Here is a 14969-nt window from a genome sequence, read left to right as displayed (position 1 = left end):
AAAAAGTTTTTTATAGGCGAAGCACCCCTTAGGGTTGCAATCATATTCAGAGAATAGATAACAACGCTTTCGCAGTTGAGACCCTTAGGGCGCTTCGTTATTGTCGATAAGATTTTTAGAGATAGTTCTCTGTAATATGATTGCATAGCAAACGTACAAATAAATTTCAATTAAATGAGATTAAGATTGAAATTTATTCATTTTCTGTAAAGCTTCGAAAACCTCGCTTTTTTTATAACGTACTTTGTTTCCGATTCGATAGGCAGGAATAAGGTCTTTTCGTGTCCAGTCCCACAAAGTAACTAATGAAACAGATAACATTTTAGCTGTTTCTTCTCTAGTTAAAAGCTTTTCACTCTCGGGGCTTTGTAAATTATTAGAAAATCTATTTAGTAAATTTTCCATGAGCACTGAAATTTCGTTCTTGAAATCCTGAGCATTTGTGTTCTCTAATTGAAGTACATTTGTCATAATTTAAATCTTTTTTAGATTGATATGACAAACTTAAGTTAGATTAAGTTAGACGTAAGGGGATTAGAGAGTATTCGTCAGGATAGTTTAGGATAGCTTAACTTAAGGAAGTCTACAATTAAATTTTAACATTTTAACGACAGTACACACCTACTTTCTGACACTTTTCTTTTAACTCCTTTGAAGCTTCATAACCATTAGGAATCCCGAAAATTTTTATAAATGAAACAAAAACAATATCTGAGACTATTTTGTTTCTAATATTACCCCCTAAAAGCTTAATATAATGATTAATTGTCTTTCTAATTATTTTTTCCGGTAGTTGGTCGCTGTAGGCTTCAAACATAAAAGCTTTCGTTATTTTATCAGGAATTGTTCTCATTTTCCCAATGCTCTTTTAATTTTTCTGCGTTTTCTCTTGGAGTAATTTTAATGTACTTTAAAAACTGTGTTTCTGTTTTATGCCCTGTTATAGCCATAATGGTCATATTAGATAATTTCCCGTATAAATTTGAAGCAAAAGAACGTCGACAGGTATGTGAGGTTATTAATTCATATTTTGGATAAATTCCGAACTCTTTGCGAGATTTGTTTTTTAGTTCAATCGTGCTATTTCCAAAAAAGTCTTTTTCGTCTTTTTTATTTATCATTTTTGCACCTTCAACCATTTCAGTAAAACCAACCGCTTTGCAAACTTCTTTTACATATTCGTTAAATTTTTGGTCGGAAATTTGGGTTGGTAAATTTCCATTTCTTTTCAATAATATATCTTTTACTTGCGGATGTAATGGTATTACAACAGGATGAGAAGTTTTTGTAGTTTCAATTTCAATAAATCCATCTTTAATGTCAATTTTTTTTAATCGCAGAAAATCAGAGATTCTTAATCCCGTTCGCATTCCAATAATAAAATTATCTTTCACATTGCTTAATTTCTCAGAATAACAGAAATCATAATTAAAAACTATATCTATTTCTTTTTCAGTTAAATAAATATCTTTTGTTTTGTTTGAAATAACACAAAATTCAGAATGTCGATACTGTGGATTTATAGGAAGTCCTTCAATCTCAATTTCTTTGCACCATTTTTTAATGTTTGTGACATAACCGCCAGTAGTATTTTCATTTAATTTTTCGACGGTAAGACAGTAAGATAAAAAGTTTCGATAAAATTCCAGTCCAATATCTTGAAAACGCAACTTCGTTTTAAATTGTTTTTCGTAGTTGTTAATCTTATTTATTGTAGTCTGATAGTGTTGTATGGTTCTTTTTGCTATTGGTTTACCTTTATACAGTCTTTTGCTGCAATCGTCAATAAATTTTTGTATCCACTCTACAAAATAAATTTTGTGTTGTTCGTTTTTATCGGCTCTTCCAAAAAAACTTTTAATATTGTCTTTAAGCCAATTATCACCAATATATTGTTGTGTGTTATAGTCTAAATTGTATTGCTCAATTAAATAATTTTGAAGTACTCGTAATTTATTATTGATAAAATCTTTTTGACTGTTAGAGCTCGTTATTTTTACCTGTTCTTTTTTTTCGCTCCAGTCTTTGAAATTTACAGATAGCCCCGTTCTAGCTTTTTTATCAAATCTTTTACTATCTGCAAATCGAACGTAAATACTGCATATTTCGTTTTTTCCTTTAACCACAAAAAATGATACTCTCATAAAAATAAATTAGAGAACAAATATAACTTTTTGCCGAAATATTGCCGAAAATATCTTAATTTATCTTAATTCAACCTAATTTACTTTAATTTTATTTGTAAGAATTAAAACAATTAAGTCTCAAATTAATTGGTACTAATCGTTTTATACAGCTTTTTTAAATTCTTACAAATTAAGAAAGTTATCAAACTATTATCCGCACTGAAAAAGCTTCTGAGAAATCAGAAGCTTTTGTGTTTTTAGGGCTTTTAGTCAGCTCAAAAAAGTTCTGGAGAAATATTAAAAATTACATTTTCCAATTCTACACACCACGCAAGATTCTTTTTTAAACATCCTTAAGTTATTACTTCCTGAAACCACAACTGATTATTTTGAACTTACCTCTTACAACAAAGAAGAAGAAATACTACATCTTTATTTAAAAAAAATTAGGGATCAACACAAAATATCTCATAGCCCAAAATAACTACAACCCATCTAAACGTTAAAAAACATAAAATTTAAAATAAAAAACTCTTTAAAGTAAAATTTATCCTACATTTGTATTAAATAACTAATTAGCTTAATACCCATAACAGGAGACACTTAAACATAAAAAAATTGCAGCTCCACAGAGAGTACGTTTTACGGGTTACAAAAACATCACTATAGCTATCTGCAATTTTTTTAGATAAATTTTCTTTTGGCAACACCTCCAAAAGTTATAAGTATCGTTTATTAAATCCCGAAATTGAATATTACCACAGAATTAGCCAAAAACAAACAATATAAATCGATTTACAACTTATACAATCCCACAAAACGTTAAAAAACATACCCGCTAACCCTCTGGGCTAAAACTTATAGTACCTTTAAGATTAATACTTCATTATCATGGACAGTTCAGCATTAGACAAAAAAAACGACACCAAAATCAATCAACTAAGGGCTCTACTGTATCTATTGCAAACGCATTTAGAAGATTTCAAAGAGGAAGATGATGATAGCTACGTTCTAAAAGTAGAAGAAAGAAATACATTGTATAAATGTCTGAAACAAACTACTGAAAACCCTATCCGAGATATATTTCAATTATCCGATAAAATTGAGAGTCAAACAAATTACCTACTTGACAAACTGGCAAGAAGTTGTTTTAGTGAAAATCACTCTTTAATTGAGAAAGCTTTCAAAACGAGAAAAAATCCTAATGATTTACATTATTCCATCGTTTTAAGAGAAGACAACATCAAAAACAGAGCTATTTTTTTTGATTTTTTAAACAACATCGACTTAACCAACACTTCAAACAAACATCATATTCATTTTCAGTTTATTCCATCGAAACTAGTTGAAAAAATAAAATTTGAACAAGAAATTAAGCTAACAAAGAATGAATAGATTTTTAACCCAAGCTTCTCACAATGAAAACTTTCACAGCTGTATTTGCGAAAAATTTTCGGATAATTTTTATGATTGGAAGATAACTTCGCTTTTCTATACTGCTATACACTATTTAAAAGCTTTAGCCTCAAAAAGAGGTATCGACATTGGTCAAACGCATCATGAAATAGAACTAAATGTAAATCCTGACAGACACAATTCTTCTATGCGAATAAGCAAAACTGTCTGGAAGGAATACAAAAATCTTTTGCGATATTCCAAAAATTCCCGCTATGATGGCATAAATACTGATTCTGAAACTTTTGAAGCTCTAATGAAATCTGATTACGAATACTGCCTACAACATTTAGACAACTTCAAAAAATATATGAAAGGCCAAGGTCTTCAAATATAACAACCACAAATAATGATCATTTTCCGGAAATGAATGTTAGTAATTCTACATATTGTATCAATTCCTTTTGTCTTTGAAATTTGAACCCAAACTTCAATTAGCATCCGAAACAATTTTAAAGATTAGATTTTTCTACCCCAAAATCACCCAATCCAAACCTTACTCTTAACCAAACTCACCGTCTGTTTCAAATGTTGATTAAACGCAATCAACACAATCAAAACCAACAGACCGTAACCTACAACCGTAAAAATTTCCATATCAGACAACAAAACAGCTTGTTTGGTGACCGTACTAAAAATCTTTTTTAAAGCCAGTGTATTGGCATTTTCCTCAGTGTATCCTTTTGTGATAAAACTCTGGGTTGCTCTTGCAATCGCTTGCTGAGTCTCGGTACTATTATCGGTTACAAACTGACTTAATTTCAAAAAGTGTTTTTTATTCAAAAATGCCATTACATTCTGCATGATACAAAAACCTATTGTACTTCCCCAGAATCTTCCGGAAACACCCACAATTCCGGATGATACCGCCAATGTAGGTGGCACTGAAGAGGTAGTAAACAAAATCAAGGGCACAAACAAAAGCCCCACTCCAATTCCTTGTAAAACATATGGAATTATAATATCGCTCAAAGCAACATCGGGCACAAAAAGAAACGTAAACCAGAAATGAAACAGCATTATAAGCGAGAATCCAATCAGAAAAATATATTTAGTTGACATTGATTTCATCAAAAAAACGGCTGCCAGAATCAATCCGATTACATTACCCAGTCCGTTAATGTATTGCACTCCTGCCACACGTGACGGATCCCAATTCCAAATTGAAAACATGGCGGCATGACAAAGACTAAGTGTAGCTCTGCTAATATAAAAAAGAAAAAACAACAGAAATCCGATACGCAGATTTGCATATTTAAACACTTCAAAATTAAAACTAGGTCGTTTAACCGAAAGCTCTTTAAAAACAAATAAACCCGCTGTAACCAAAGAAATTAACAACATCAAAACCATTTGAGAAGACTCAAACCAATACTTTTTTTCGGCATAAACAAAAAAATACGCTCCTGTGAGAATTGCAGTCAATACCAAAACATAACTGATCCAGTCTATTTGATACAAAGGAATTTTCTTTGTTATTCGATGTCCTTTAAAAGTAATCAGAATCAAAAAAACATTCAAAACCTGAAGCATTCCTGAAACATACAGCATGTATTTCCAATCGTAATGATCCAGAAACCAAACCGCAATATTCATAATAAACGGTGTTGACAACAATAACGCCCCATAATAAAAGGAGAAACCAATGATAATGGCATTTTTAGAATTAAATTGCTGAATTAATAATTGTCTGACGGTAATTACCGGCAACGCCATTAGAATTCCCTCAGCAACTCTTAACACCAAAAAAACAGCAAAATTAGTAATGTAAGCCGATGAAACTATGGTAATCCCTATTAAGGAATAAACCGCCATCAGATAATTTTTGGTCGGAAAAAAATTAGAGAATCGGGCTTCAATCAAAATTGTTGCCAGCAATGTGCCATAGGTTACACACATAGCAAACTGCAAATCCTCGGCCTCGATATCTAAAAAACTGGCCGCATAGGTTACGTTTGACGTATAAACTCCCAACAAAATCATGGAATGCAGCAAACAAATAAACAGAATTACAACAATTAACCAATTAGGCACCCAGGATTTAAAAATAGTTCTGTCATTCATTTTACTCGTGTTGCGCAATAACGGTTGTATTCATTCCTGCTCTAAGAAAATCGGTTTGTGCATCATTTTCCTGAAGTTTAATTTTTACCGGTATTCTCTGTTCTATTTTAACAAAATTTCCGGTAGCATTATCCGGCGGTAATAATGAAAATCGGGCACCACTTGCCGGTGACACGGAAGTAATAACCCCCACAAACTCTCTTCCTTTTATTGCATCTGCTTTAACAGTTACCTTTTCCCCTACTTTTAAATACTGAAGTTGCGTTTCCTTAAAATTGGCTGTAATCCATTTTTCTTTACTTACAATAGCAACCAACGATTGCCCTTCTTTAATTAGTTGTCCGGACTGAATTGTTTTCTTCCCGACCCATCCATCATATGGAGCCGTAATAACTGTATAAGAAAGATACAAAGCCGCATTATCTGCAATTGCCTGTTTGGACTGGATTATCGTTGTCGTGGTAGGAACATTTGCTTCTGCCTGAGAAGTAGTTAAACCCGCTAATTGTATTCGGTTTTTGATTTCCTGACAGTGCGCCTGGGCCAATTCGAAATCTGCTTTTACTTTTTCTAATTGTTGTTGCGTTGCCGCCTCTTCTTTTACCAGAGCCTTGTAACGATCGTATTCTAATTTTGCCTGCCACAAATCTGTTTTAGCGGCCGTTAGTTGTGATTCATTAATGGCCGCCGTTCCAGATGTTGTTCTCACATTTTTCTCGGCAACAACATTATTTTGCCTCGCATTCTGAACATCAGCTAAAGCCACATCCAACTTTGATTTGTATTCTCTGCTATCCATCACAACCAATGTATCGCCTTTATGTACCAATTGATTTTCTTCATAACGAACCTCCTGCACATAACCTGTAATCCTGGACATAATCGGGGTAACATATTGCTCTACTTGCGCATCGTTGGTTTCTTCGTGGTTTTTAGTAAAAACATAAAACCAGATTCCAAGAGCAATTCCACTTACAATAAGACCACCCGCTACTAACTTTACAAAAACATGAAAGAACAAATTGGTTCTTTTTCCTTTATTTGCCATAAATTTTATTCCTAATTTTTTATTGAATTTTAAACTCTTCTTTTAGCATACCAGCTGTGTGCAATAATTCGTAATGTTTCATTGCCGCATCAATTCGGGTCGAAATTTTATTGAACTTCGCCTGTAGCAAAGCGTTATCAGCATCGACCATTTCGGTCACCAAAACCAACTGATTAAAGTATTTCAGCTTAACGATGCGGTAATTCTCGCCTGCTAATTCTAAAGCCTTATCCACCACTCTGAATTTTTCAAGGATTTCCTGATATTGTGTATGATCTCGATACAACTTATCTTTCACCCTGTCCCTCACAATTTCGGATTGCATTTCCTGCCATTTAATTTTAGTGTTCGCTATCTCTACTTTCGTTCTGTTTTTATACAAACCCGAAAGATCAAAACTAGCCGCAATACCCACCTGTCCCAGCGAATACAAATACGGTTCCGGCGGAAAAAACTTGTAATTAGGATAATTCAAACTGTAATTCCCAAAAAAATGAATGCTGGGATAATAATTCCCTTTCACTAAATTCAATTCTGTTTTTTTAATAGCAAGTTCCTGGCTCGAAATCCTCATTTCTTCATTTTGCAAAGCATGATTCATATAAGAATCGTAAGGATCAATCCCTTCTATTTCGTCAATATTTGCCGTGGTATCAATGGTGATTTCCTCTTCTTCCGGTAATTGAAGCAGCGTTTTGAAATCATGAAGCGCAATTTTCATGTTTTTAGCATTCGTCAAAGCGTTTAACTCCCGATCCGAAAGCTGAAGCTCGGCACGAAGTACTTCATTTCGGGTCACTATTCCATGTTTTCGCAGAGATTGAACCTCTTTCAGTCGGTTTTGTTCTTCTTTAATGTTCTCATCAATGATTTTCTGAAGTTCCATCATTTTATAAATCCCCAGATACGTTCCAATTACTTCCAATTGAATGTCATTTTCGGATTTCTCCTTTTTTATAAGAGCAATTTTACTTTCCTGATTGGCAATCTTAATTGCATTGTTGATTTTATTCCCGGCATAAATTGGCATTTTGATCGTAGTTTCAACCTGATAAATTTCAGGAATCGTATTGATCACCTCTTTGTCTTTTAGAAAACCACTTTTAAACTCGGTTAAATTGGTAATTCGGGAATACATACCGTTCAATTCCACTTCAGGCAAACGGAGTTCTTTGTTTTCTTTTATATTCTCTTCAGAAAGCGTGACCTCCAGATTTGATTTGAGAATATTTCTGTTTTTTTCACGGGCTATTTTTATGGCTTCATTTAGTGAAATCGTAGTAACCCGCTGAGCGTGTAAAGTTGCAAACCCTAAAAAAAGCAACAATAAAGCTGATTTTTTCAGGAAACTTTCTAGTGTAGAAATCGGTTTTATAAGGAACATGAATACTTAAATAAATAATAATGCAAAGTTCCTGCATTTTTTTATTGACTGATAATCCTAAAAAGCCAACAACATATTCATTTCGGACATTTTTTAAAATTATTGCTTTGAGAAGAACCGCTTTAAATCACTACAAAACAGCTACATAAGTCTCACGAAGATTCAGCAGATTTATTTTGTAATAGCTATAATGGCGAATTTTACAACGGGAGTAAATAATGAAGACTCCTTCTCTGTCGGGATAATAGAACCGCCTCTTGACGCAATTCATCACTTAGCCCTATTTACCTGAGCCCCCTACTCGCCTGTCAATTTCGAGGTACGAGGAATCACACACGTAAATCGACAAAGATTGGCGATATTCTACGTGGAGCTACTAGTGCGATTCCTCATTCTTCGGAATGACATACTGTGCGCAGATTAGTGAAACTTGCAGCTTTTAGTAATCCGATCACCCCCTACTTCTGTCACTTCGACAAAGGAGAAGTCACACACGTAAATCGACAAAGATTGGTGATATTCTGTGCGGAGCTACTAGTGCGATTCCTCATTCTTCGGAATGACAGAAAACTGTCTAAAACTATTTCTGCTTTGTCCCTACCAAGACCTCTTCTCCACTTAGGTAATCAGAGGGGCGCTGTCCTAAAATCTTATAAAAGGTATTACTAAAAGTCGGAACACTACTGTACCCTACTTCCTGAGCTACTTCTTTTACGGAAAGTTTTCTTTCTAGTAAAAGTTCAATTGCTTTTAAAATCCTTCTAATGGTATAATATTGAATGAATGACATTTTAAGATCCTTTTGAAACAAGCGATACAAAGAGCGTTCGCTGTATCCAAATTCATGCGCAACCTCAGCAAACAAAATTGTTTCGCCTAAATTATTCTCTACATAACGCAAAATTTTACCTAAGCGGGGATCTTTTGGCAAAGGCAGCTCCAAAGGCAAGTGGGACAGACAAATTTGAGGAAGGATAGCTTTTATCGCTTTGGCAATTACAAAATTGGGACTTCCCTTTTTTAGATCCCCATTCCACTGATTCGTAAAAAGCATCATTTGAAGAAGTAGGTTATTCACCGGATAAATTCCTTCGTTTCCGTAAAAATCATTTTCGTTCTTTTCAACAGGAAAATATAAATTTCGCATCATCACATTTTCAGATTTCGGCTGAATGCTGTGCGCTACTCCACTTGGAATCCATATAAAATGTCGTGCGGGTAAAAAATAGGTTTTGGTTTCGGTAGTCACAAATACAACATCGCCTTCAGCATAAAGCAACTGTGCTTTGTTGTGTTTATGCGTCGGAACAAATAACTCTCCCATCAAATCATGATGACAGTAAATACTTTTTTTATCGGCATCTACTTTTTTGATGTAATACTTGTCTAATTTATGAGCTGATTGTTCCATTGAAGTACCTGAATATCGACAAACTTTGGATTAAGATTAAAAACTGTGTGTGTTTTTATAGAAACTTCTATTTTAACCGCAGAGATCGTAAGGATTTTTGTTCAAGCTAATCGCAAAGTGCACAAAGCTATACCGAAACAACTTTTTTCATCTTAGCGGACCTTGCGTAAAACCTTTGCGAACTCCTATGTTCGCAGTGAAATTTTTTCACGCAGATTTATTCAGATTGTTTTTATCGAAATAACAAACAAAAATATCAACTTAATCTGCTAAATCTGCGTGCAAAAGACTTTTCGACTTTGCGGTTAAAAACATAAAGTTAGCTAAATACAAGGATAAGATCTAAAATTACTCCAAAATAAAAAAGCCTTTCCGTTAAGAAAGGCTTCTTCCAATATTGCGGTCTGGACGGGACTCGAACCCGCGACCCCATGCGTGACAGGCATGTATTCTAACCAACTGAACTACCAAACCAACTGCGTTATTGTGAGTGCAAAACTACGACAGAAGTTCTGATTTCACAAGCTTTTTCGCGTTTTTTAAACAAATAAAAATGTTAATTTTTAGAACAGTCTGATAACTAGGTTGATTGAAATTAAAATTCCAATGATTAAAAATTCCAAATTCCAATTTTGAAGCGGGAAGACTACTTTTTTTAGTCATAAGATATAGGGTGTATTTGGAAATGACTACGGAATGGGAGGGAAATTCCAAATTTTTAAAATCCCAAATTCCAATAATGGGAGTTGAAAAACAAATTCTCTTTATACCTCTCGCAAAGTCGCGAAAACGCAAAGTTATTGAAGCCCGAAACTTGAAACTCGAAACTTGAAACTCGAAACTTGAAACTCGAAACTCGAAAAGAAAACCCGAAATGGTATAAATCAAAAAAGCCATCCACAAAAGTGGAAAGCTTTTCATTGGTCTAACTACTAAACCAGCTACGAGTTACAAATTCGTAGCAAAACAACACAACTAATCTTAGATACCGTATTTGGGCAAAAAAGCCTTTCCGTTAAGAAAGGCTTTTCCCAATATTGCGGTCTGGACGGGACTCGAACCCGCGACCCCATGCGTGACAGGCATGTATTCTAACCAACTGAACTACCAAACCTCTGCGTTATTGCGGTTGCAAAGATAGTACAGAATTTCGTTTCTGCAAGCGTTTTTGTAAAAAAATTTAAATAAATTTTCAAAAAATTACGCAAAGTTTTGTTTTTCAACCAAATATGTCGTGAGTATTTTTTCAAAATTATCGCCAACATTTACCGGAACGTACTTAATTTGGTTCTTTGCACAGGTCAAATACAATTTTTTAAAGTACTCCTCTGCTCTTTTTTCATATTCCTCTTTTACATTATCGGCAAAAATCGATACTTCTTCTCCTGTTTCTACGTCTATAAACTTACGCGGCGTATTATCAAAGTCAAATTTCAGCTCTGTTTTATCATCTATCACGTGAAACAAAACCACTTTGTGTTTGTTGTGTTTCAGATGTTGCAGCGCATTAAACAACTTTTCATCTTCTTCAGACTGCAACATATCTGTAAACAGGATAATCATCGAACGACGGTGTATTTTCTCCGCGATCTGATGCAAATAGGTAATAGTATCGGTGCTTTTTTTGACTTTTGGTTGTTCCAGCAGTTGCTCTAATTTGTTCAGCAACATTCTGTGATGGCGATCACTTCCTTTTTCGGGAGCATAATATTCATACGTATCTGAGAAAACACTCAAACCAACGGCATCACGCTGTTTCTTTAGGATGTTCATTAAAACTGCTGAGGCCAGAACCGAAAAACCAATCTTCTTTTCGTAAAAAGGCTGATTTGATTTTAGCTCCGGATAATGCATTGACGACGAATTGTCGACAATAATATGACAACGCAAATTGGTTTCTTCCTCAAAACGTTTGGTATACAAACGGTCTGTTTTGGCAAATAATTTCCAATCGATATGTTTGGTGCTTTCGCCGGCATTATACACTTTATGTTCGGCAAATTCAGCCGAGAAGCCGTGAAACGGACTTTTATGCATTCCGGAGATAAAACCTTCCACCACCTGATTGGCCAGCATTTCGAGATGCTGAAAACTGGAGACTTTCTCTATTTCCGATTCAATTTTCATTCGGTTTCTTTTTTAATTTTTTGAGCACGGTACAACCCGTCTGTTGCCTGCAATAATTTTCTTTTGAGAATTGGACTAAACCCCGGATTCTCTTTTAGAAATCGCTGTACTTCATCAAAAGCATATTTTGAAGAATATTTACCAACGGTATTATTCAACCAGTCTTTTGGAAAGAAGATATCTCCTGTACGTTGAATTTCATCTGTCAAATCTAATGAAAATCTAATATACTTTTGCGCGCTTTCCTGACGTAACGGATGATGTATGTTAGCCAAACCTACGGAAACCCATGATTCTTTTTCTCTGTTTTTATCGTCTTTTAAAGATTCCATGAAGCCATTTCGAACGGATTCTTCACTAGATAAAGAAGGAAGCAGAAACTCGAAACGTTTTTGTTTGTCCGGATTTGAAATCGCTGTTTTGGTTTTATCCAAAATCTCAACTGCTTTTTGATGTTTAAATATAGCCAAATTCATTGCGATATTGGTATAATCGTCTTCGTTTAATTTCAAACCTGAAATAACCGTTTCTTTAGTCCAAATCTTATACAGCTTCTCTTTACCTGAATCTGAATAGACAATTGAACTAAACAAATTAAACAGCGTCTTTTTGATGTTCCCCGGTAAATTAGCCTGCAAACGATCGTAAACAATATCTTCTAATTGTTTTTGTCTTTCAGCTTGCTGCTTTTCGGTCAGGAATTTCCAAAAAATAGCGCTGGTCTGATTGGCAATTATTTTTAGAACCAATTCGTTTTGTTCACTTTGAATTCCTTTTATAAAACAATCAAACGCTTTAACCGGTAAAATAGTTCCTGTTAAGGTATTTTCATAAATATTGCTGTATGTTGATGCTCTAGCAACCTCCTCTTTTAAAGTCAAGACAACCTCCGAATTATTCCCGTCAAGCGGAAAAACGCCATATCCAAAACCATTGTAATTGTAAACCACACTAATCGGCTTTGGAAGTCCGATTAACTGTTTCAAAGCAATACTTTTGCCTTTTAGATTTACGCTTACCACTTTTACCTTATCCGCATAAACCAAACCGATTTCGAAAATCTGAGGCCAAACGTTTGCTGATTTATCTTCTGCTACTTGTAGAATTTCAAAGCTCGAGATTCGGTTTTGAGCATCGTATGTTATTTTGTCTTTCAGTAGAGGTCTTCCTGACTTATTTACCCACACGGTACTCCATTTCTTCATATCCAGCGGCGTTTCGGCATCCAGAATTTCAACCAGATTATTCCATTCTGCATTGTCGTTGGCGTATTTTTTAATGTATTTTTCAATTCCTTTCTGAAAAGCTTCTTTTCCCATTGAAGCTTCTAACTGACGCATCATAATAGGCGCTTTATTGTAAATGATACTTCCATAAAGTGAACCGGCGTCTTTCAGATTTGCTAAATTTTGTCTGATCGGATGTGTTCCCAATGAGCGATCTTCGGCATAAGCACTGGCATAATGAGCGGTAAAAAACTGCAGATTATGATTGACCTTCGGGAAAATCGGATTCATAATTTTATCTGCCATAAAATTTGCAAACACCTCTTTCATCCAGACATCATTAAACCATTTCATCGTCACCAAATCTCCAAACCACATATGCGATGTTTCGTGAGCGATTAGTTTAGCACGGTCCAGTTTCTCGCTATCCGTTGTCGTATTATCCAAAAACAAAGTCGATTCTTTGTATTGAATGGCGCCAACATGTTCCATTCCTCCATATTGAAAAACAGGAATCGAAGCGTAATCCAGCTTTTGAAAAGGGAATTTACAATTCGTATATTTTTCTAAAAAATCCAACGATTGTTGATGCAGTCTAAAAATAGTATCGGTACTGGTTTGCAATTTTTCAGGATTGTTCTCTCGATACAACATCGTCATCTGTAAATTACCCGGTTTTTGGGTAACGCTTTTAAACTTCCCGGCAACAAATGAAAACAGATAGGTACTCATCTTATCTGATTCACCAAAAGTATATTTTACAAAATCACCTTGCTCTTGTTTCTCTTTTACAAAACCGCCTGCCAAAACCGACCATTCTTTTGGAACGGTAAGACTCAGTTTATAAGTCGCCTTAATATCAGGCTGATCAAAACACGGAAATAATGTACTTGCACGATCCGGAACTAATAAAGTATACAGAAAATCATCGTTACGATTTAGGGATAAGTTCCCCGCAATAAAAGAAATCTCGATCGTGTTTTTGCCTAAAATCAAATCTTGAGCCGGAATAACGACATGGCCTTTTTCATGCAAAATGGCACTGCCTTTTCCGTTTATTTTGATTGCTTTTATGTTTTGCGTTTGCTCTTTAAAATCTAAGTACAAAGGCTCTTTTAAAGTAGACAGCGTAAGATTCAAAACCAGATTGGAGTTGATATCTTGGTCTTTTTGATTCGGAATCTCAAACGACAATCCATAAGACAACTCTGAAATTTGCTGCTTTCGAAAACGAGCCAATTGCTCTGAAACACCATTATCTAAAACAAGGGTTCCTTTTTCTTTCGTTTGAGAGAATCCGGTTGTTGCGATCGTAAAACAGAAAAGAAGGCTGTAGAAAATTTTCATTTTTAAAGAAGTTAAGATTCGTTAAAAATAAAAAACACTTTCTTAGCTTTTACTAAACAACCTGCTTTTTTTATTTTATTTAATCAAAGAAAGAAACAATTTTCACCATACTCTTTCAATAAAAAAGGTCCGACTTTCGTCAGACCTTGAGTATAAATTATAATCTTACGATTACAACAAAGCGTCTAAGCTATCTGCATAGGTTTGTTTCGGAGCAACTCCTACTTGTTTCCCTACTACTTCACCGTTATGGAAAACCAAAACAGTTGGTATGTTACGCACACCATATTTTGCAGCGAATTCCTGGTTTGCATCTACATCTACCTTACCAACAACTACTTTTCCTGCGTATTCGTCACTTAATTGGTCAATGATTGGACCAACCATACGACAAGGACCACACCATGCTGCCCAAAAATCTACCATTACCGGTTTATCTGATTTCAAAACTACTTCTTCAAAAGTAGCATCTGTAATTGCTAATGCCATAATAAATTCATTTAAAGTTCATCCCTTTGAAATTTCTCAGGGAACATTTCTTAATTCGTTTTTTAATCTGAGGTACAAATTTAGAAATTTAAAACCAATCAAACGCAATTCGTAAATTAGTTTTCATTATAAATGTATTGTCAATACTTATATTAATGATAGAATTCCTGTTTTTGACCTTAACTCGATTAATAATTAATTCAGGTTGTAAGTTGTAAAATGTGAGATGTGAGATACTGAAAGCAGTAAGTTTTGTTTATAGCATACAAACACTTATGAATATAATATTACA

The 14969-nt window shown here is 34.5% G+C and carries 12 protein-coding genes and 2 tRNA genes; 2 read left to right on the top strand and 12 right to left on the bottom strand.

Annotated features, from left to right (window positions below):
* Positions 1–180 precede the first annotated feature (180 nt).
* From G3A47_RS12195 to G3A47_RS12185, 3 genes are all read right to left on the bottom strand, one after another.
* On the bottom strand, positions 181–471 hold the full coding sequence (locus tag G3A47_RS12195) for a helix-turn-helix domain-containing protein (RefSeq protein ID WP_166922668.1): 291 nt from the start codon (positions 469–471) through the stop codon (positions 181–183).
* Between the two features lie 133 nt (positions 472–604).
* Entirely contained in the window at positions 605–853 is a 249-nt protein-coding gene (locus tag G3A47_RS12190) for a hypothetical protein (protein ID WP_166922666.1), read from the bottom strand.
* Positions 837–2144, bottom strand: a complete 1308-nt coding sequence (locus G3A47_RS12185) for a tyrosine-type recombinase/integrase (RefSeq protein WP_166922664.1) — start codon at positions 2142–2144, stop codon at positions 837–839. The genes G3A47_RS12190 and G3A47_RS12185 overlap by 17 nt, the downstream gene beginning before the upstream one ends.
* Positions 2145–3017: 873 nt before the next feature.
* Here G3A47_RS12185 and G3A47_RS12180 point away from each other — a divergent pair.
* Both G3A47_RS12180 and G3A47_RS12175 read left to right on the top strand, forming a co-directional pair.
* Positions 3018–3521: a hypothetical protein gene (locus G3A47_RS12180; protein ID WP_166922662.1), complete on the top strand. Its 504-nt coding sequence runs from the start codon at positions 3018–3020 to the stop codon at positions 3519–3521.
* Positions 3514–3918 (top strand): HEPN domain-containing protein, encoded by a 405-nt coding sequence (locus tag G3A47_RS12175; RefSeq protein ID WP_166922660.1) that lies wholly within the window; start codon positions 3514–3516, stop codon positions 3916–3918. Before G3A47_RS12180 ends, G3A47_RS12175 begins: the two co-directional genes overlap by 8 nt.
* Before the next feature lie 143 nt (positions 3919–4061).
* Here G3A47_RS12175 and G3A47_RS12170 read toward each other — a convergent pair whose 3' ends face one another.
* The 9 genes from G3A47_RS12170 to trxA form a co-directional block, all read right to left on the bottom strand.
* The gene (locus G3A47_RS12170; RefSeq protein WP_166922659.1) at positions 4062–5645 is read right to left on the bottom strand and encodes an efflux MFS transporter permease; all 1584 of its coding nucleotides are present in this window, start codon (positions 5643–5645) and stop codon (positions 4062–4064) included.
* A 1-nt stretch (position 5646) separates the two neighbouring features.
* A complete protein-coding gene (locus G3A47_RS12165) occupies positions 5647–6693 on the bottom strand; it encodes an HlyD family secretion protein (RefSeq protein WP_166922657.1) in 1047 nt (348 codons plus the stop codon).
* A gap of 19 nt (positions 6694–6712) precedes the next feature.
* A complete protein-coding gene (locus G3A47_RS12160; protein ID WP_166922655.1) occupies positions 6713–8077 on the bottom strand; it encodes a TolC family protein in 1365 nt (454 codons plus the stop codon).
* Between the two features lie 580 nt (positions 8078–8657).
* Positions 8658–9488, bottom strand: coding sequence for a helix-turn-helix transcriptional regulator (locus G3A47_RS12155; RefSeq protein ID WP_166922654.1), 831 nt, complete (start codon positions 9486–9488; stop codon positions 8658–8660).
* Positions 9489–9888: 400 nt separating this feature from the next.
* Positions 9889–9962: transfer RNA gene (locus G3A47_RS12150), tRNA-Asp, on the bottom strand.
* 566 nt (positions 9963–10528) lie between these two features.
* A tRNA-Asp gene (locus tag G3A47_RS12145) sits at positions 10529–10602 on the bottom strand.
* Positions 10603–10688: 86 nt separating this feature from the next.
* Complete coding sequence (locus G3A47_RS12140) at positions 10689–11615, bottom strand: DUF58 domain-containing protein (protein WP_166922652.1); 927 nt, start codon at positions 11613–11615, stop codon at positions 10689–10691.
* A complete protein-coding gene (locus G3A47_RS12135; protein ID WP_166922650.1) occupies positions 11612–14188 on the bottom strand; it encodes a M1 family metallopeptidase in 2577 nt (858 codons plus the stop codon). The genes G3A47_RS12140 and G3A47_RS12135 overlap by 4 nt, the downstream gene beginning before the upstream one ends.
* 171 nt (positions 14189–14359) lie before the next feature.
* Positions 14360–14677 carry a thioredoxin gene (trxA, locus tag G3A47_RS12130; RefSeq protein ID WP_166922649.1) on the bottom strand — a complete coding sequence of 106 codons (318 nt, stop codon included), beginning with the start codon at positions 14675–14677 and terminating at the stop codon, positions 14360–14362.
* Between the last annotated feature and the right edge of the window lie 292 nt (positions 14678–14969).

It is taken from the genome of Flavobacterium poyangense, from assembly GCF_011751075.1.
Taxonomy (GTDB): Bacteria; Bacteroidota; Bacteroidia; order Flavobacteriales; family Flavobacteriaceae; genus Flavobacterium; species Flavobacterium poyangense.
This window is presented reverse-complemented; position numbering and strand designations above follow the sequence as displayed.

What these genes read in the sequence shown, in the direction of transcription:
- G3A47_RS12195 (WP_166922668.1), bottom strand. Translation starts at nt 471, where the DNA reads ATGACAAATGTACTTCAATTAGAGAACACAAATGCTCAGGATTTCAAG.
- G3A47_RS12190 (WP_166922666.1), bottom strand. Translation starts at nt 853, where the DNA reads ATGAGAACAATTCCTGATAAAATAACGAAAGCTTTTATGTTTGAAGCC.
- G3A47_RS12185 (WP_166922664.1), bottom strand. Translation starts at nt 2,144, where the DNA reads ATGAGAGTATCATTTTTTGTGGTTAAAGGAAAAAACGAAATATGCAGT.
- G3A47_RS12180 (WP_166922662.1), top strand. Translation starts at nt 3,018, where the DNA reads ATGGACAGTTCAGCATTAGACAAAAAAAACGACACCAAAATCAATCAA.
- G3A47_RS12175 (WP_166922660.1), top strand. Translation starts at nt 3,514, where the DNA reads ATGAATAGATTTTTAACCCAAGCTTCTCACAATGAAAACTTTCACAGC.
- G3A47_RS12170 (WP_166922659.1), bottom strand. Translation starts at nt 5,645, where the DNA reads ATGAATGACAGAACTATTTTTAAATCCTGGGTGCCTAATTGGTTAATT.
- G3A47_RS12165 (WP_166922657.1), bottom strand. Translation starts at nt 6,693, where the DNA reads ATGGCAAATAAAGGAAAAAGAACCAATTTGTTCTTTCATGTTTTTGTA.
- G3A47_RS12160 (WP_166922655.1), bottom strand. Translation starts at nt 8,077, where the DNA reads ATGTTCCTTATAAAACCGATTTCTACACTAGAAAGTTTCCTGAAAAAA.
- G3A47_RS12155 (WP_166922654.1), bottom strand. Translation starts at nt 9,488, where the DNA reads ATGGAACAATCAGCTCATAAATTAGACAAGTATTACATCAAAAAAGTA.
- G3A47_RS12140 (WP_166922652.1), bottom strand. Translation starts at nt 11,615, where the DNA reads ATGAAAATTGAATCGGAAATAGAGAAAGTCTCCAGTTTTCAGCATCTC.
- G3A47_RS12135 (WP_166922650.1), bottom strand. Translation starts at nt 14,188, where the DNA reads ATGAAAATTTTCTACAGCCTTCTTTTCTGTTTTACGATCGCAACAACC.
- trxA (WP_166922649.1), bottom strand. Translation starts at nt 14,677, where the DNA reads ATGGCATTAGCAATTACAGATGCTACTTTTGAAGAAGTAGTTTTGAAA.